This window comes from Synechococcus sp. CS-1332 (assembly GCF_025127995.1).
In the GTDB taxonomy this organism is placed as follows: domain Bacteria; phylum Cyanobacteriota; class Cyanobacteriia; order PCC-6307; family Cyanobiaceae; genus Cyanobium.
In genome coordinates, this window is record NZ_JAHLYP010000041.1 from 60,451 (window position 1) to 76,061 (window position 15,611).

The following is a 15,611-nucleotide window of genomic DNA, read 5'->3' on the forward strand; positions in this document are numbered from 1 at the left end:
GCCATGCTGGCTGAGCCCACGCTTCGGGTCATGGCAATGGAGGACAAGGCCGTTCACGCCAGCGCTCACCAGTCCCATGGAGGACGTCGCCACCGCGAACAGCACCGGAGTCAGCGGGCCGGCTGGTTGCGGGCCGTGGTGCTGGGAGCCAACGACGGCACCATTTCGGTGGCGTCCCTGGTGGTCGGCATCGCCGCTTCCGGTGCCACCCGAGACTTCATCCTGCTCTCGGGCCTTGCCGCCACCGTGGCCGGGGCCATGTCGATGGCCGCCGGGGAATTCGTTTCCGTGCAATCTCAGGTCGACACCGAGCGGGCCGATCTGGCCAAGGAGCAGCGTGAGCTGCTGATGGATCCGGCCGGCGAGCTGGCCGAGCTCACCGAGATCTACCGGCAACGGGGGCTTGATTCGGCCCTGGCCCGGCAGGTGGCCGAACAGCTCACCCTGCACGACGCCCTCGGTGCCCATGCTCGGGAGGAGCTGGGCCTCAGCGAGACCCTGCGGGCGCGGCCGATTCAGGCGGCCCTCTCCTCGGCCGCCAGTTTCGCGGTGGGCTCGGTCGTCCCGATCACCGCGATCCTGCTCAGCCCCCAGCGGCAGATCACCCCGGTCACCACCACCAGCGCCCTGGTGGCCCTGGCGGCCCTCGGCGCCCTGGCGGCTCGTGCGGGAGGGGCCTCGCTCCGGAAGGGAGCTCTGCGGATGCTGTTCTGGGGGGGCCTGGCCATGGCGCTCACGGCGGGGGTCGGCCGTCTGTTCGGCGTGGCCCATCCATGAGCGTTTCGCCATCGCCGGGTGCATCGGATCCGGACACCTGACCGAAACCACAACGCTCCCTAAGGTTGGCCGAACGCATCTCCGGCTCCATGGCCTCGAGTATGAAGGGCCGATTCAAGCGGTTTGAGCATCGCTTCGAGCGGGTTCTGTGGCGCCTGCGGCTGATCGCCATCCTGCCGGTGATCATGAGCCTGGTCAGCACGGTGGTCGCCTTCGTGCTCGGCACGCTCGAGATCTGCAAGGCCCTGGTCAGCCTGGGGGATGTGGCCTCCAGCAAGAAGACCTTCGTGGCCGAACTGCTGGGGGCGATCGTTACCGGGATCGATCTCTATCTGATCGGCATCGCCCTGCTGATCTTCGGCTATGGGGTGTATGAGCTGCTGATCTCGCCGATCGAGGCGGCCCGCGAACACGACCAGGGGGGCGGCGGCCTGCTCGACATCCGCGACCTTGACCAGCTGAAGGAGAAGCTGGTCAAGGTGCTGGTGGTGGCCCTGATCGTGTCGGCCTTCAAGGCGATGCTGACCCTGCCGATCAATGACGGGCCTTCGCTGGCCTTCTTCTGCCTGAGCGTGCTGCTGCTGTCCCTGAGCGGCTACCTGGTCACGGGCAGCGGCGGCAAGCGGCTGTTCTAGAGACTGGGTGACATGAACCGGTTCCTCAAGGCCTCGCGATGGTGACCTCCCGGCTGAGCCTGCGGTGTCCCGACGACTGGCATGTGCATCTCCGGGACGGTGCGCTGCTGCAGACGGTGGCCCCGGCCACGGCCCGGACCTTCGCCCGGGCGATCGTGATGCCGAACCTCAGCCCACCGATCACCACGGTGGCGGCCGCGGTGGCCTACGGCGCCAGGATCCGGGCGGCCTTGCCTGAGGGCAGCCGTTTCACCCCCCTGCTCACCGCCTACCTCACCGACACCATGGAGCCGGCGGAGATCGAACGCGGCCATGGCGAGGGGGTGTTCACCGCCTGCAAGCTTTACCCGGCCCATGCCACCACCAACGCCGCCGCCGGCGTCAGCGACCTGGCCCGGATCGGGGCGGTGCTGGCCACGATGGAGCGCATCGGCATGCCCCTGCTCATCCACGGCGAGGTGACCGACGCGGAGATCGACATCTTCGATCGCGAGGCGGTGTTCATCGAGCGCCACCTGGCCCCGCTCCTCCAGCGGCATCCGGGCTTGAAGGTGGTGCTGGAGCACATCACCACCGCCGAGGCCGTGGCGTTCGTGCGCCAGGCGGGGCCCAACCTGGCCGCCACCATCACCCCCCACCACCTGCACATCAACCGCAACGCCATGTTCCAGGGCGGGCTGCGGCCCGACTTCTACTGCCTGCCGGTGGCCAAGCGCGAACGGCATCGGCTGGCCCTGCGCCAGGCGGCCACCTCGGGGGAACCCTGCTTCTTCCTGGGCACCGATTCGGCCCCCCACCCCCGCACGGCCAAGGAAAGCGCCTGTGGCTGCGCGGGCATCTACAACGCTCCTTACGCCCTGGAGAGCTACGCGGCGGTGTTCGAGCAGGAGGGGGCCCTGGATCGCCTCGAGGCCTTCGCCAGCCTGCATGGGCCCGCTTTCTACGGATTGCCCATGAATGAGGGGACGATCACCCTGGTGCGGGAGGCCCACACGGTGCCGCCCCGGTTGCACGGCAACACGGCGGGAGGCGCCACCACCGAACTGGTGCCCTTTCACGCGGGCCAGGTTCTGCAGTGGCGGCTGGCGGAGGAGGGCTGAGGTCGGTGGATCAGTGTCGCCACTCAGCACGGGATTCCCAGAGGAGAGTCCCCCCATCCGCCAGCGAACTGAGGTGGAGGCGGCCGTCCCGCAGCATGTAGCCCCTCACGTAGGGAAGCTGGCGGGCCAGCGGCTCCCCGAGGCTGGGCGACGGGCAGAGGGCCCTGATCGAGGCCAGGTGTCCGGCGCGGAAGCCGCCGTTGCTGGCCTCGGCACTCGGCTCTACCCGCCATTTGCCAGGTGGTGCCTTGCGGCGGCAGCGTCTGGGGGGCTCCATGAAGCGGTAACCACGCAGCGGGAAGGAGGGAGGCCAGTCCCACCCCGCAGAGACGCCAGCTGAACCGGAGGCGCACGGTGCTGGATGTGGAGGTCATCGGGCTGCGTCGGCTCGCCCCGCTGCAGGGATGAACAACATGGTGAGAAAGCCCACCGAAGCAGACCTCCCGAGATTGAGTTGCTGCCGGCCTCAGCGACTTGCCATTACATCACCATTGCAGCAACCTGGTGTCACCAGGAGGGAAGCCACCTGCTGAGCCCCGATAACTGAATTTAACGAGGAAAGCAACACCCCCGATCCACCTCCCATGGCTACAACCCAGGCCCTTGTCGGATCGGCACTCTTCTGCCTCGGCGTGGCCGCAGGCTCGCTGCTGGCTCCGCTGGCAGCATCGGCTGTTGACTTCACCTTCTCATTCGGAGGGGTTACGGGCCTCATCGAGGGCTTGAGTGAAGGCACAAATCCGTGCCTATCAACTCATGATCCCTGTCGAGTCACCGTCACGAACAATGGAGGCACCGGCGCTCCGGTGGGCCCATCGCACCCTTATTCGGAATTCTCGGGTGGGGAGGGGACTGGCTCGCCCGGGGGGTTTGAGGTTTTCACCCCCAATGGCGGAGCCCCCACCATCGTCTCAGCGAATTGGGTCGGCTTGAGGGGCACCCTCAATCCCGGTTTCATTCCTCCTGGAGCTGGGACGCTCTACTTGGTGAATGATGACGTCGGATTTCTTGGAGGTTTGGTCGGCTGGGGCAGTCGAGTCGGAGGCCCCGCGCATTTCGCAGCCTTCTCTACGGCCGTTCCTGCACCCCTTCCCGTCTTCGGTGCTGCCGCCGCTTTCGGCTACAGCCGCAGGCTGAGACGGCGAATCAAAGGTACCCACAACACCGTCACCACAGCCCCTTTCGCCTGATCAACTCCTCGGCGATACCTGGCACCTACTGGTCCCCTGGGCCCCATTGGCGATCAGCGATTGGGGCCTTGTGCTTCCTCCTTGACAGCACCCAGCAGCAAGCTGGCCGATCCTGCTGGTGGTTTCTTTGCTTGGCCGCCCCTTCCATCAGTCTCCCGCTTCTCTTTGCCTCAGAACACATCCCAGTTGGTTCCCCGGGCTCCATTGACCCGCCGGAAGGTCTCCGCCAGCTGATGCCATTCCACCGGCAGCGGCAGATCCTCCCCACCGCCATGCCACTGCAGCAATCAGGTGCAGGTGATTGGCCATCAGGCAGATCCCATGCAGCCGGAAGCCGAACGTCTCCTGCCCCTTGCCCAGCAACACCACCACCAGCTCCTTGAGCCCCAGCCCTCCACCCGCCGCAGTCCTCAGCGCCTCCCGTCCCCGCCTGCTGGAGGCCCTCTCAATCGTGCTGGTGGTGGTGTTCCTCGCCGCGGTGCTCACCACCGCCCTGCCACCCAGGCTCCTGGATCCCCAGTGGCAGCTGGGTTTCACCGAGACGCTGATCAACAACGCCTCCCTCGCCCTCATCGGTGCTCTGCTGCTGCCCCTGGCCGGCTGGTTCGATCCGGCCCACAAGCGGCTGCGGGCCCTCTGGAAAGCCATCCACCGCTGCGCCCTGGCGGCCTCCCTCGGCTTCCTGCTGCTTGTGCCCCTGCAGGGCTATGCCGGCTGGACGTTCTACAGCACTGTCACGGCCAGCCAGCAGCAGCAGACCAGCCAGGCCAGCCAGAAGCTGGCGGACCTGCGCCAGGCCATCGCCACGGCCACGACCCATGACGAACTGCAGGTCCGGGTGCGGAAGCTGTTCGGACAGAACGCGGGCCTCTCACCGGCGGAATTCCGCACCCCCATGGCCGTGTTGCGCCCCATGCTGCTGGCTCGGGCGCAGCAGGCCTCCAACCAACTGATGCAGCGCGTCGAGGCGCAGGCCGCCATGAAGCCGGATCGGCTGGTGAAGGAAACCATCCGCATCACCGTTTCCGCCATTGCCTATGCGATCGGCTTTGCCTTCCTCGCCGGGGTTCTTCCTCGGAACCACGCGCCCGGTGCTCCCCGTTGGTCACGCCCTTTCAAGACGTAGGCGAAGCGGTGAGACAACACACCTATGCCCCGCCAGCGCTGGGCCGTGGCTCCACCACCACGGCGGTGCCATAGCAGAGCACTTCGGTGGCGGCGGCGGTGCCGCCCTGCACCTCCGAACCGTCGTAGCGGGTCCCGACGATGGCGTTGGCCCCCAGGGTCCTGGCGTGCTGGATCATCTGCTCATAGGCCTGCTCCCTGGCCTGCTCGCACATCTCGGTATAGGCGCCGATCCGGCCGCCCACGATCTGCTTGAGCCCGCCCAGGAAGCCCTGCACCAGGGTGGGGGAGCGCACGACGATGCCGCGCACCAGGCCCCGGTAGGCGGTGATGTCGTAGCCCTCGATCGTGAAGGTGGTGGTCACGAACACGGGTTTCACCATCGGGACAGGGGCGCTGAACGCCCCATCCTGGGGGGCCAGGGCCTGGGCTTCAAGCCGTTGGTGCGAGGGCGGCCTGCAGCAGGGGAATCACCCGCTCCATCGCCACGCCGCGGCTGGCCTTGAGCAGCACCCGGTCCCCCGGCTGTAGCCATCCGAGCAGGACGCCCGCTGCCGCTTCGGGCGAGGCCACCCGCTGCAGCCGCGGCAGCCCGGCGCCGGCAGCTTCCATCGCCTGCGCTTCGGCTTCGGCGGCCACGATCAGCAGCCCGTCGAGACCCAACGCCCGGGCCCGGGCGGCCACCTGGGCGTGCAGCTCCAGGCTGCGCTCCCCGAGCTCGAGCATCGTGCCCAGTACCGCATAGCGACGGCCCCCCGTTTCGGTGCCGGTGGCTGCCAGCAGATCCAGGGCCGCCAGCACCGCCTCCGGCGAGGCGTTGTAGGTCTCATCGAGCAGGTCCACCCCGCCCAGGCGCCAGCGTCGGGACCGCCCCCCCGGCAGCTCCACCGCCAGGTCGACGAGGGCTGTTGCCGGCACGCCCAGGTCCTGGGCCACCGCCACCGCCAGCAGCAGGTTGCGGGCGTTGTGGCGTCCCTCCAGGGGCAGCCCCAGGCTCGGCCCACCCACCAGATGGAGGCGAGGGCCCTCCAGCCGTCCCACCAGGTCCGGCGCCGGGATCCCTGCTGGGAATCCCGCCAGCTCGTCCTCCAGGGCCACCCGCACCACCCGTCCCCCCCAGACCTTCGCCAGGGAGAGCTCCAGCAGGGGATCCCCGGCCGGAATCACCAGCACCCCGTCCGGCCCCAGGCCGGCGGTGATCTCGCACTTGGCCTGGCCGATCGCCTCGCGGCTGCCCAGCCGGCCGATGTGGGCGGTGCCGATGTTGGTGATCACGGCCACATCCGGCTCGGCGCAGCGGCTGAGGCGATCGATTTCCCCCAGGCCCCGCATCCCCATTTCCACCACCAGGGCCGCCGTGGCTTCGTTGGCCTTCAGCAGGGTGAGGGGCGCCCCAACGTCGTTGTTCTCGTTACCGCTGCTGGCCACCACCGGCCCCAGGGAGGCCAGGGCCGCCTTGATCAGTTCCCGCGTCGTGGTCTTGCCCGCCGAGCCGGTCACCGCCACCACCGGTAACTCCAGCCGTCGGCGCCACAGCAGGGCCAGCTCCTGGTAGGCCACCAGGGTGTCGTCCACCAGCCAGATCGGCCGCCCGCCAGTGGCCAAAAGCTGCGTCACCCCGTCCCCATCCAGGCGGTCCTTCTGCACCAGGGTTGCCGCCGCCCCGGCGCTGAGGGCCCCAGCCAGGAAGCGGTGCCCATCGAAGCGTTCTCCCACCAGGGGCACGAACAGGGCGCCGGCCAGCGCGCCGCGGCTGTCGGTGCTCACGCTGGCGAAGCCTTCCGGTGCGGTGGTTCCGGGGGCCATCAGGGGCTCACCCCACAGCTGGCGCAAGGACTTGAACGGCAGCGGCATCAGCCTGAGGCACCGGGATCGAGCAGGATCATGCCGGAGCCCACCAGGGCCCTCCGGGCCAGCAGCCGCTGGCGGCCGTCGACCAGCTCCAACCGTTCGTAGCCCAGGGCCAGGGCGCGCTGCTGCCAGCGCTCCGCCCAGCGCCGCCGGGTCGCTTCGCTGAGGCGGGTGTAGGTCGGCTCCATGGTGAGCACCAGGCGGCCTTCGCTGGGCGCCGGATGGGCCGAGGCGACCAGATGGTCGGGATCGTCCTGGGCCAGCAGCGCCAGGAGGGGATCGAGCTCCAGGGGCGGCGGTGGCTCAGGCTCCGGCTTGGGCCTGGGCATGGACTCGTCCACGGCCACGGGGGCCGGGGCCTCCAGTGCTGGCGCAGCGATGGCTGGGGCCTGCAGCTGCACCGCAGAAGCGGCTGCTTCTCCAGGCGCCTGCGGCGCCGCCTGGGACAGCCCGCGCCACACCGTTCCAGCCAGGATCAGGGCCAGCGCCAGCAGGGTGGCCAGCAGCAACGGCCAGAACAGGGGGGCCAGGCCCTGGGGCCAGAAGCCCGGCACCGACAGGTCCCCCTCCCGGTTGCGCCGCCACAGTTCGCGCAGCTTCAGGCCCAGGGACGCCAGGACGGCCCGCAGGGCGTTGGCGAGCTGGCCCCAGGGACTGGCGTAGGGCGCCGGCAGATCGGAAGGTGGTGGAACCAGATCAGCCATGGGCGCCGGACTCAGGAGTCGTTACGGCGACGCAGCAGGGCCAGGGGGTTGCGGGGGCGCGGCGCCGGTGGGGGTTCCTTGCTGCTCACGTCCGGCCTGGGCTCGTCGTGCAACAGGCTGGGGTCGGCTCCCTGGCCCTGGGAGAAGCGCTCCACCTGGGCGGCGTCGGGGGTGGGCTCCTTGACGCCGCAGACTTCGCGGTACATGGCGTCGTACTCCAGGGCCGAGCGGTTCCAGCTGAAGTCGGTGGTCATGGCCCGGCGCTGCAGCTCCTGCCAGCTGGGCTCGTTGCGGTAGGCCTCCCAGGAACGCACGATCGTGGTGTAGAAGTCGATGGCTTCGTAGCGGTCGAAGCCGTAGCCCGTGCCGGTGCCGGCGGTGGGATCGTTGGGGGGCACGGTGTCCACCAGCCCGCCGACCCGGCGCACCACCGGAATCGAGCCGTAGCGCATGGCCAGCATCTGACTGATGCCACAGGGCTCGAAGCGGCTCGGCATCAGAAAGGCGTCGCTGCCCGCATAGATCAGGCGCGAGAGGGCATCGTCGTAGGTGAGGAACACGGCGAAGCGGCCGGGGTGGCGGGCCGCCATCTGCCAGAGGCCCGACTCATAGCCGCGCTCACCCGTTCCCAGCACCACGAACTGGCTGTCGCTGTAGGCCAGCACCCGGTCGGCCACCTGCAGTAGCAGGTCGACGCCCTTCTGGTCCACCAGCCGGCTCACCATCCCCATCAGGTAGCTGCGGGGACTCACGGTCAGCCCCATCCGTTCCTGCAGCAGTCGTTTGCTGGCGCTGCGGCCGGAGAGATCGTCGGCTGAGAAGGGTTCCGGCAGGGTGGTGTCGGTGGCGGGATCCCAGGCCTCGGTGTCGATGCCATTGAGGATGCCGCGCAACTTGCCGCTGACGAAATTGAGCAGTCCGTCGATGCGCTCGCCGTACTCCGGCGTGCGGATCTCCATGGCATAAGTGGGTGACACAGCATTCACCCGGTCGGCGTAGAGCAGGGCCGCGGCCATGGTGTGGTCACCCTGCATGTACCAGGGACACCAGGTGATCCGGTCCAGCTTCCAGCGCCAGGGGCCCTGATAGCGCAGGTTGTGGATAGTGAACACCGTGCTGATTTCGGGGTCCTGGTGCATCCACACCGGAATCATGCCCGTGTGCCAGTCGTGGCAATGCAGGACCTGGGGTTTCCAGCCACCGTTCCAGGCGAATTCAGCCGTGGCGTTGGCGAAAAAGGTGAAGCGCCAGTCTTCGTCTTCACCGCCGTAGATGCGCTCTGAATCGAACACCGGATGGCCCACCAGATAGATGGGCAGGCCGCAGCTGGGGTGACGGGTTTCGTAGATGGCGAAATCGGTACCCATGGCGTGGCCGCGCCACATCGGCTCAGCAGGAATCTTCAGGCAACTCCATAACTTGCCGTAGCCCGGCAGGATGATGCGAACGTCATGGCCCAGTGCCGCCAGGGCCGGTGGCAGGGAGCCCACCACATCTCCCATGCCCCCCACCTTGATCATCGGAGCGCACTCCGCAGCGGCAAACAGAACCCTCATCCGCTCTCGATCCCTGGTGCGCCAGGAACTCTACGGGCTGCCCCGGTGGGCGGCTGCCGGCGTCAGCGGGCTCAGGGCAGCACTGTCACCGGGGTGCCCAGCTGAACCAGCTCAAACAGCTCCTTCACGTCCTCGTCAAACAACCGCACGCAGCCATGGGACACGGCGCCGCCGACGCTGTCGCGATTCGGCGTGCCATGGAAGCCTGAGGTCACGCACCCCTTCACCTCGAGATGCTCCTGGCCGTTGAACCCACGCCGGCCCTTGCAGTCGCGGTGAAAGCCGATCCAACGGGAACCGAGGGGATTGGTGGGGCCCGGCGGAATGCGCACGCCCTTGGCCGGATGCTCCCAGATCGGATCGGCGGTCTTCTCGATCACGCTGAACGACCCCACCGGCGTCTCCCAGCCGGGCATGCCCACACCGACGCGAAAACGGCGCACCTCCCGTTCCCCTTCCATCACCCTCAGCAGGCGCTGGCGTCGGTTCAGCACCAGCTGGCGCGAGGACGGGCTGGCGGTGGCCGTCTCGGATGGAGGAGAGGCGGCAAGCGATGGCGCCGGCACCAGCACCCCGCTGATGGAGCCGATCAAAGCAACGGCCAGGGGCAGGATGGCTCGGCGATACACGATCGGGTGGCTGTCGGCATGGGGCTGACACTTGATCGTAGCCAGCGAAAAGGTGATATCGGCCCTTGGCCAAGGTTGGCCACGCCAACCGTCCGGCTACGTTGACAGAGAAGGCCGGGATGGTAAGGACGGTTGCATCCAATCTCTGCATGGACGTCTGCCGCTCTGCTTATGGGTCTGGAGATCACGGCTTCATCACTTGGGTCCCTGGAACACCATCCCGGCGTTCTCTACAGCTACAAGAACGACGCCGTACCGCCAACCTGCTCAAGAAGCTTCTGGTTGCTGCATAAGAGCAAGAAAGTCTGGTTCAGACTGGATGAGAAGCTCCGGGGCCTGGCCATGGAGCCAGGGTTCTACTACAGGGGCCGCAGAATTATCTACCGGGGCGATCTGATGAAGCTCCCTAAGGAGAAGAGAACATCGCTGGAAGCCAACAGCATCATCTGGGGCCAGAACCTGGACAATGGTTGGGGACGGGGACCGCAGGGGACGAACTACTACCTTCACCTCTGGACCCGTTGGTCAGTCTTTCAACCCGCCCGTTGTCATCCAGAATTTTTCAGTATGACCCGCCAACCACTCCATCACCGCTGAGCGGGTGGCTCAAAGAAAGGCAATTTGATTGGTCATCGCGTCTTGTGTAGCTGATGGTCCACCCATACGCCTTCTGGAGTTTAAGAAACATCACCAGCCCCCAATGGGCTTCCCTGGCGAGGGGATCCGAAGCGCTTTCTGTGATTTCAGCTTCCACCCTGGCCATGGCCGACTCCAACGCGAACGGTTGGCCGTGATCAATGATCTCCAGAAAGAACAAACTGCTGGACAACCGCAACGAAAGTTGCACCTGGGGCGGCGCAACCAGGTGGGCATGGGCATGACGAACGGCATTGGTGAAACCTTCCACAAGCGCCATTTGAGCCTGCATCCATAGATCCGAAGGAACGTCAGGGTGCTGTTGTCGTTCAAACCAAGACAGCACGGTCTCCAGTTCACCGAGATCGCTGATGACGGCCAGTTCGCTGTTGGGTCGCAATGCATCGGTTGACAGGTTCGGATTCATGTCGCCCCCGAATCCTTGCTGAGCAGCACAAGGAATGTTTTGGCAATCAGCTTCAGGTCATAGCTCAAACTCCAATTCTGTTGGTAGCGGAGGTCGAGCTTGATCACGTCCTCGAAATCACGGATCGACGACCTGCCACTCACCTGCCATTCGCCACTTAGCCCGGGGCGCACATCAAAGCGCTGCCAGCTTGGAATGGCATAGCGAAGGACCTCATCCGGTGTGGCCGGCCGGGTTCCAATCAGGCTCATATCACCGATCAGCACATTCCAGAACTGGGGCAGCTCATCGAGGCTGGTCTTGCGCAGGATGCGACCCACTTTGGTGATTCTGGGGTCGTTGTCGTTCTTGAAGAAGGCGCCCTGGGCCTGGTTCGCCACAGTGCCTTTGAGTGTCTCGGCATTGCTGACCATCGAGCGGAACTTCCAGATGCGGAAATGACGGCCCATCCAGCCGCAGCGAACCTGGCTGAACAGAATCGGCCCCGGGCTGTCCAGACGGATCGCCAGGGCCATGGGCAGGAACAGCAGCCCCGTGACGCCAAGTCCGATCAGCGCACCACAGATGTCCATGAACCGCTTGACTCCGGAGCGCACCGAAGGATGGGTCAGGGGAGGGCGTTGATCTTCGACGTGCGAGAGCTGGGGGAGCAGTCCCTCCGAGTGGGCCGCCACCGGCAACACCTTCTCCAGCCCGGTCATCTGCAGGGCCAGGAACACCTGCCGGTGCAGGCTCCAGGCGCAGAGGGGAACGCCTTGCTCCTTGGCGGTCTTGATGGCGCCCACCAGGGCGCCGATGCCACTGCTGTCAATGACGGCCGTCCGTCCGAAATCCAGGATCACTACGCGCAGGTCTTCCGCCTCCCCCAGCCAGTCGGCGAACCCGGCACGAAAGGCCACGGCTTCGCTGACGGTCAGCCGTGGTGGCAGCTGGAGGAACAGGATGCCGTTCTGTACGGTCCTGACGAAAGCAGAGTGGGGAGACTGACTTCCCATCATGTCGCAGCAAAATTGGCAGAAAAATGGCTCTGGAGACTGCGACACAGGGACTGGGCGGAAATGTCCGTCACATCACTGATGGAGGTCTTGATCGGGGCCTCAAGAAAGCGAACCAGATCGCCCGGACTCCAGGCAATGGGTACACCCATTTCCGTCAGAGCCAGGGCGAGTTCCACCTGGTGGTCGTCGACATGCTCCTGGTAGCGAACGCTGCGTGGCACAAGAATGAAGGGCTGCCGCATTTCATCAAGCAACAGCACCGTGCCCTCTCCGCAATGGGCAATCACCACCCGTGCCTTGCGAATCAGTGAGCGAAAGGTGTCTTCCTTCACCAATCGATAGACCGTGGTGCCACTGGGAAGAAACGTACAGGTACCGTACTGAACGACGATGTCCTCGTTGATCAGCTCCTGTTGGATCAGCAGCTCCACCCACTGCATCAGCCGGTTAAAGGGAAATTGCTCCGTACCGACGCTGACGAGAATCATGATCCGATCTTGCTTTGAACAAGCTCGGCGCGGGGATAACGAAGCTGCAACTGGGGCCAGTGAACGTACAAAATATCAAGAAACGGATGGACGAGCCGTGCCGAAAGACTGAGCGTTTGAATGCGGGTCACGGATTCGATGAACACGGTCTTGCATCCAAACAGCTTACCGATCAGAAGAAAGGGAACGGCAACTCCGGCGCCGGTTGAAAGGATCACGTCAGGCCGCTCGGTGCGGACCACCTGCAAGGCCAACCAGAGGTTACGCAGCAGATTGGGTAGGTTGCGGTTGGTGGGGCTGTGGGCCCAGAGCACCTGCTCCTGGGCCAGGGCCGTTTCCGTGGTGGCGGTTCGAAACGTGACCCAGAGATGGGGATGGCGCTGCCAGAAATCGGCCAGCTGCTGCAGCGCCTTGAAGTGCCCCCCTGATGAGCAGACCAGCAAGACCTTCATCGGCTGAGTTCCCCACGCATACGCCGCTGCTGGCTGGCTCCGGTGGAGCGCAGCATCAGACCCTCCAGCCAGCGATAGGGACCCTCCGGCAACACCCTCAGCAGGTAGGCGGCCAGCAGCGTGATCAGGGTGCGTCGTGGTTCCTCCAGCAGCACCCTCCAGTCGGTGGCCAGGGATTGGTGCAACAGACGCACGGCCAGGGCGCCATCCCGCTGGCGGGTGGCGCGGCGGGCCAGGTAGCGCAGCTGATAGGCGCGGGCCCTGGAGCCCCACTCGGCGACAAACTCCGGATGGGTGGCTTCGGTCTTGAGCAGAACCCGCTCCCAGGAGGCGTACTGCTTCATCAGGTTGGCCGAGAGTCCACCGTCGCTGATGCGGTAGAGCGTCAGCGCCTCGGGGAGGCCTTCGATCCGCCAGTGGGTCTGGAGCGCAATCCGCAGCCAGCATTCAATGTCTTCGGATTGTCGAAAGGTGTCGTCAAAGTAGAAGTCTTCCACCTCGCCGTAGAGATTCGCCTCAAAGCGAATGGCGGCAAAGACGTCCCGGCGGATCACCACAGCCGAGCCATTGCCGATCGGATTGCGGCAGAAGACGATCTCCGGGGTGATGTCCTGCAGCTTCGGCATCTGGTAGATCCCGATCGGCCTGGAGCTCTCATCGATGAATCCGGAGCGGGAAAAGCTGACGCCCACTTCCTGCCTCGATTGAAGATGGGCCACATGGCGCTCCACTTTGGTGGGCAACCACAGATCATCACTGTCCAGAAATCCCAGGAATTCCCCTTTCGCCTGCCGGATGCCTGTGTTCCGAGCCCCGGCCAGGCCCCGGTTCTGCTGATGCACCACACGAAGGCGCGCGTCCTCATACCTCTGGCAGATCGCCACCCCGTCGTCGGTGGAGCCGTCGTTCACCACCAGGATCTCCAGGTTGGGGTAGGTCTGGCTGAGAACGGATTCCAGGCTTTCCCTGACCGTGGCGGCGGAGTTGTAGAGCGGCATCACCACGGAGACCAGGGGAGATTGGCTCATGGGAGTGCGCTCACAGGCAGAAGGGCGTTGACATAAGTCATCATGGCCTTGCTCTGTCGTGGCGGCTACCCAGGCGCCGGAAGGGGGCCAGCAGCTGGCGCGCGAAAATGGCCAGGGCAGTAAGCACGCTACGGCGCGGTTGCCGCAGCAGGATCCGCCAATCGGAGCGCAAGGCCCGCAGCATGAAATCGGTGCCGATGGCGGGGGCTCCTCCCAGGCGCAGCGAGCGCCGGGCCAGGTAGCGCAGGTGGATGGCCTGGGCCGTGGCGAAGTGTCGCGCCACCAGCTCGGGCGCATAGCGACGGGCTTCCTGGATCAGCCGCAGCCAACCCTGCTCCATGCGCTGCAGGCTTGAGGAGAGTCCCCCGGCCGAGGTGCGGTAGTAGGTGAGTACCTGGGACAGTCCGGCGATCTGCCAGCGGCCATCGCAGGCCACCCGCAGCAGCCATTCCAGATCCTCCGAATAACTCATGTCGGCGACGAATCCGCCCACCGATTCGAACACCTGCCGCCGCAGCACCCAATTGGATGTGGTGTTGGTGGGGTTCTCACAGAGAAAATCCACTGGCCGATGCGATTCCCGGGGCAGGGCCGCCAGCAGGCCCGTGGGCGTCCCCTCGGGAGACAGGAACTCGACGCGGGCGAAAGTCACGCCCACATCAGGATGGTTGGCGTGGTAACCCGCATGCAGGCGCAGTTTGTCGGGATGCCAGAGGTCATCGGCATCGAGGAACGCGATCAGGGGCGCACGGCTGCGGGCCACCCCGCGGTTGCGGGCCAGCGAGACTCCGGCATTGGGCTGGCTCACAAGGTGCACCCGGGGATCATCCCCGAACAGGCGGGAGACGATGGCGAGGCTGTCATCAGTGGACCCGTCATCCACGGCGATCAGTTCCCAGTTGCTCAGACTCTGCGACTGCACCGAGCGCAAGGTTTGCTCGAGGTGCGGCGCCGCGTTGTAGATCGGAACCACCACGGAAATGGACGGTGCTTCCAGCTCTGCTGACTCTGGAACAGCTGGAGCAGTCTCGTGTTGATCAATGTTTGCCATCGTGGCGGCTACGACGTATGGCTGGAGCGGTGGCCACCTAGAAGCCGACGCAGGAAGGCCTTGAACCGCCCCATCAAGGTGATCCGGATCATCCGCAGGCGTTTGGCGTAGTAATCGAACTGGTTGATCGTTGGCGGCTGACCCTCCTGGAAGTGGTTCAGCTGGCGCGCAGGCAGCAGTTTGGATGTCCAGTCGACCGAGTTGATATGGCGAAACTGTTCATGGCCGAAACGGGCCTGAAGCTTCTCCTTGATCTGGTCAGGAGTGCGGTACGGGTAGTGGCGATTGTAGAGACGCTGCGAGCAGGCTTTGGTGAGTCCGTTGGGCCACTGTGGGGCCACCGCTTCGTTCCAGGCTTGATGGGGCTGGTTGCGGAAGAAGCGATACTCTCGCCAGTTGGCTGAGTAGTACCGTCGCCGTTCGGTGATGGGTCGGTTGGGCTCTAACTGTTCGGCCTCCCAGTTCTTGTAATCGGCATCCGTGTAGTAGAACTGAAGATTCCAGGCCGTCACGAAGTCGGCCTTTTCACGGTTTGCCTTGGCCAGCACCTCCCTGGGGTCCCCTTCGAGGAACTCATCCCCATCGAGCCGCAGCCACCAATCCTGATCACCCAGTTCGTGGTTGTATTTGTTGTAGACGACCGAGCGCATCCCATCGCGGAAGGGCACCAGGAGCTGTTCTTCAATCACGATCGCTGGATACTGCCGAGCCAGGGCGTTCACAGTTTCCCAGGTGCCATCCGTGCTGCCGTTATCAAGAACAAAGATCCGATCGCAGAACTTCAGCCCATGAGTCAGACAATCAGCAATGACATCACCCTCATTCTTGATCAGGCAGATGGCGTAGATCTTCACGAGTGAATCAGGCGGGTGGATGTCAGGGTTGGCTCTGATGGCACCCATGGCACCACGAACGTGATCCAGGCCTGCGGCGGGAGCAGCGAGGCACGAATGCTTCAATCACC

At 65.3% G+C, this 15,611-nt stretch carries 17 protein-coding genes; 4 read left to right on the forward strand and 13 right to left on the reverse strand.

The window, feature by feature from the left end; all coding sequences use genetic code 11:
- The first annotated feature begins 36 nt into the window (after positions 1-36).
- From KQ305_RS09450 to pyrC, 3 genes are all read left to right on the forward strand, one after another.
- A complete protein-coding gene (locus KQ305_RS09450) occupies positions 37-777 on the forward strand; it encodes a VIT family protein (protein ID WP_399231202.1) in 741 nt (246 codons plus the stop codon).
- Between the two features lie 89 nt (positions 778-866).
- Positions 867-1,412: a YqhA family protein gene (locus KQ305_RS09455; RefSeq protein ID WP_259725161.1), complete on the forward strand. Its 546-nt coding sequence runs from the start codon at positions 867-869 to the stop codon at positions 1,410-1,412.
- 38 nt (positions 1,413-1,450) lie between these two features.
- A complete protein-coding gene (pyrC, locus tag KQ305_RS09460) occupies positions 1,451-2,512 on the forward strand; it encodes a dihydroorotase (protein WP_259725162.1) in 1,062 nt (353 codons plus the stop codon).
- Positions 2,513-2,522: 10 nt separating this feature from the next.
- Here pyrC and KQ305_RS09465 read toward each other — a convergent pair whose 3' ends face one another.
- Positions 2,523-2,789 carry a hypothetical protein gene (locus KQ305_RS09465; RefSeq protein ID WP_259725163.1) on the reverse strand — a complete coding sequence of 89 codons (267 nt, stop codon included), beginning with the start codon at positions 2,787-2,789 and terminating at the stop codon, positions 2,523-2,525.
- A 1,265-nt stretch (positions 2,790-4,054) separates the two neighbouring features.
- On the opposite strand from KQ305_RS09465, the gene KQ305_RS09470 reads away from it, so the two are divergent.
- A complete protein-coding gene (locus tag KQ305_RS09470) occupies positions 4,055-4,828 on the forward strand; it encodes an HpsJ family protein (RefSeq protein WP_259725164.1) in 774 nt (257 codons plus the stop codon).
- Between the two features lie 22 nt (positions 4,829-4,850).
- Here KQ305_RS09470 and KQ305_RS09475 read toward each other — a convergent pair whose 3' ends face one another.
- The 12 genes from KQ305_RS09475 to KQ305_RS09530 all read right to left on the reverse strand — a co-directional run bounded on the left by KQ305_RS09475 (position 4,851) and on the right by KQ305_RS09530 (position 15,501).
- A complete protein-coding gene (locus KQ305_RS09475; RefSeq protein ID WP_259725165.1) occupies positions 4,851-5,210 on the reverse strand; it encodes a YbjQ family protein in 360 nt (119 codons plus the stop codon).
- Between the two features lie 49 nt (positions 5,211-5,259).
- On the reverse strand, positions 5,260-6,681 hold the full coding sequence (gene murF, locus KQ305_RS09480) for a UDP-N-acetylmuramoyl-tripeptide--D-alanyl-D-alanine ligase (RefSeq protein WP_259725166.1): 1,422 nt from the start codon (positions 6,679-6,681) through the stop codon (positions 5,260-5,262).
- A complete protein-coding gene (locus KQ305_RS09485) occupies positions 6,681-7,382 on the reverse strand; it encodes a hypothetical protein (protein ID WP_259725167.1) in 702 nt (233 codons plus the stop codon). The genes murF and KQ305_RS09485 overlap by 1 nt, the downstream gene beginning before the upstream one ends.
- A gap of 11 nt (positions 7,383-7,393) precedes the next feature.
- The gene (gene glgA, locus KQ305_RS09490) at positions 7,394-8,938 is read right to left on the reverse strand and encodes a glycogen synthase GlgA (protein ID WP_259725168.1); all 1,545 of its coding nucleotides are present in this window, start codon (positions 8,936-8,938) and stop codon (positions 7,394-7,396) included.
- A 71-nt stretch (positions 8,939-9,009) separates the two neighbouring features.
- A complete protein-coding gene (locus KQ305_RS09495; RefSeq protein WP_259725169.1) occupies positions 9,010-9,567 on the reverse strand; it encodes a L,D-transpeptidase in 558 nt (185 codons plus the stop codon).
- A gap of 562 nt (positions 9,568-10,129) precedes the next feature.
- Positions 10,130-10,630 (reverse strand): ATP-binding protein, encoded by a 501-nt coding sequence (locus tag KQ305_RS09500; protein WP_259725170.1) that lies wholly within the window; start codon positions 10,628-10,630, stop codon positions 10,130-10,132.
- Positions 10,627-11,628 (reverse strand): sugar transferase, encoded by a 1,002-nt coding sequence (locus KQ305_RS09505; RefSeq protein WP_311134339.1) that lies wholly within the window; start codon positions 11,626-11,628, stop codon positions 10,627-10,629. Before KQ305_RS09505 ends, KQ305_RS09500 begins: the two co-directional genes overlap by 4 nt.
- Positions 11,625-12,116, reverse strand: a complete 492-nt coding sequence (locus tag KQ305_RS09510; protein ID WP_259725172.1) for a glycosyltransferase — start codon at positions 12,114-12,116, stop codon at positions 11,625-11,627. The genes KQ305_RS09505 and KQ305_RS09510 overlap by 4 nt, the downstream gene beginning before the upstream one ends.
- Entirely contained in the window at positions 12,113-12,568 is a 456-nt protein-coding gene (gene pssD, locus KQ305_RS09515; RefSeq protein ID WP_259725173.1) for a PssD/Cps14F family polysaccharide biosynthesis glycosyltransferase, read from the reverse strand. The genes KQ305_RS09510 and pssD overlap by 4 nt, the downstream gene beginning before the upstream one ends.
- Positions 12,565-13,596, reverse strand: coding sequence for a glycosyltransferase (locus tag KQ305_RS09520; RefSeq protein WP_259725174.1), 1,032 nt, complete (start codon positions 13,594-13,596; stop codon positions 12,565-12,567). The genes pssD and KQ305_RS09520 overlap by 4 nt, the downstream gene beginning before the upstream one ends.
- Positions 13,597-13,636: 40 nt before the next feature.
- Positions 13,637-14,572 carry a glycosyltransferase family 2 protein gene (locus KQ305_RS09525; protein ID WP_259725175.1) on the reverse strand — a complete coding sequence of 312 codons (936 nt, stop codon included), beginning with the start codon at positions 14,570-14,572 and terminating at the stop codon, positions 13,637-13,639.
- Positions 14,573-14,655: 83 nt separating this feature from the next.
- Positions 14,656-15,501: a glycosyltransferase family 2 protein gene (locus KQ305_RS09530; RefSeq protein ID WP_259725176.1), complete on the reverse strand. Its 846-nt coding sequence runs from the start codon at positions 15,499-15,501 to the stop codon at positions 14,656-14,658.
- Between the last annotated feature and the right edge of the window lie 110 nt (positions 15,502-15,611).

Excerpts from the sequence above, each read along its gene's own strand:
- KQ305_RS09510 (WP_259725172.1), bottom strand. The coding sequence starts at position 12,116 with ATGATTCTCGTCAGCGTCGGTACGGAGCAATTTCCCTTTAACCGGCTG.
- KQ305_RS09505 (WP_311134339.1), bottom strand. The coding sequence starts at position 11,628 with ATGATGGGAAGTCAGTCTCCCCACTCTGCTTTCGTCAGGACCGTACAG.
- glgA (WP_259725168.1), bottom strand. The coding sequence starts at position 8,938 with ATGAGGGTTCTGTTTGCCGCTGCGGAGTGCGCTCCGATGATCAAGGTG.
- KQ305_RS09475 (WP_259725165.1), bottom strand. The coding sequence starts at position 5,210 with ATGGTGAAACCCGTGTTCGTGACCACCACCTTCACGATCGAGGGCTAC.
- pssD (WP_259725173.1), bottom strand. The coding sequence starts at position 12,568 with ATGAAGGTCTTGCTGGTCTGCTCATCAGGGGGGCACTTCAAGGCGCTG.
- murF (WP_259725166.1), bottom strand. The coding sequence starts at position 6,681 with ATGCCGCTGCCGTTCAAGTCCTTGCGCCAGCTGTGGGGTGAGCCCCTG.
- KQ305_RS09465 (WP_259725163.1), bottom strand. The coding sequence starts at position 2,789 with ATGGAGCCCCCCAGACGCTGCCGCCGCAAGGCACCACCTGGCAAATGG.
- KQ305_RS09455 (WP_259725161.1), top strand. The coding sequence starts at position 867 with ATGGCCTCGAGTATGAAGGGCCGATTCAAGCGGTTTGAGCATCGCTTC.
- KQ305_RS09500 (WP_259725170.1), bottom strand. The coding sequence starts at position 10,630 with ATGAATCCGAACCTGTCAACCGATGCATTGCGACCCAACAGCGAACTG.
- KQ305_RS09485 (WP_259725167.1), bottom strand. The coding sequence starts at position 7,382 with ATGGCTGATCTGGTTCCACCACCTTCCGATCTGCCGGCGCCCTACGCC.
- KQ305_RS09450 (WP_399231202.1), top strand. The coding sequence starts at position 37 with ATGGAGGACAAGGCCGTTCACGCCAGCGCTCACCAGTCCCATGGAGGA.
- KQ305_RS09520 (WP_259725174.1), bottom strand. The coding sequence starts at position 13,596 with ATGAGCCAATCTCCCCTGGTCTCCGTGGTGATGCCGCTCTACAACTCC.
- pyrC (WP_259725162.1), top strand. The coding sequence starts at position 1,451 with ATGGTGACCTCCCGGCTGAGCCTGCGGTGTCCCGACGACTGGCATGTG.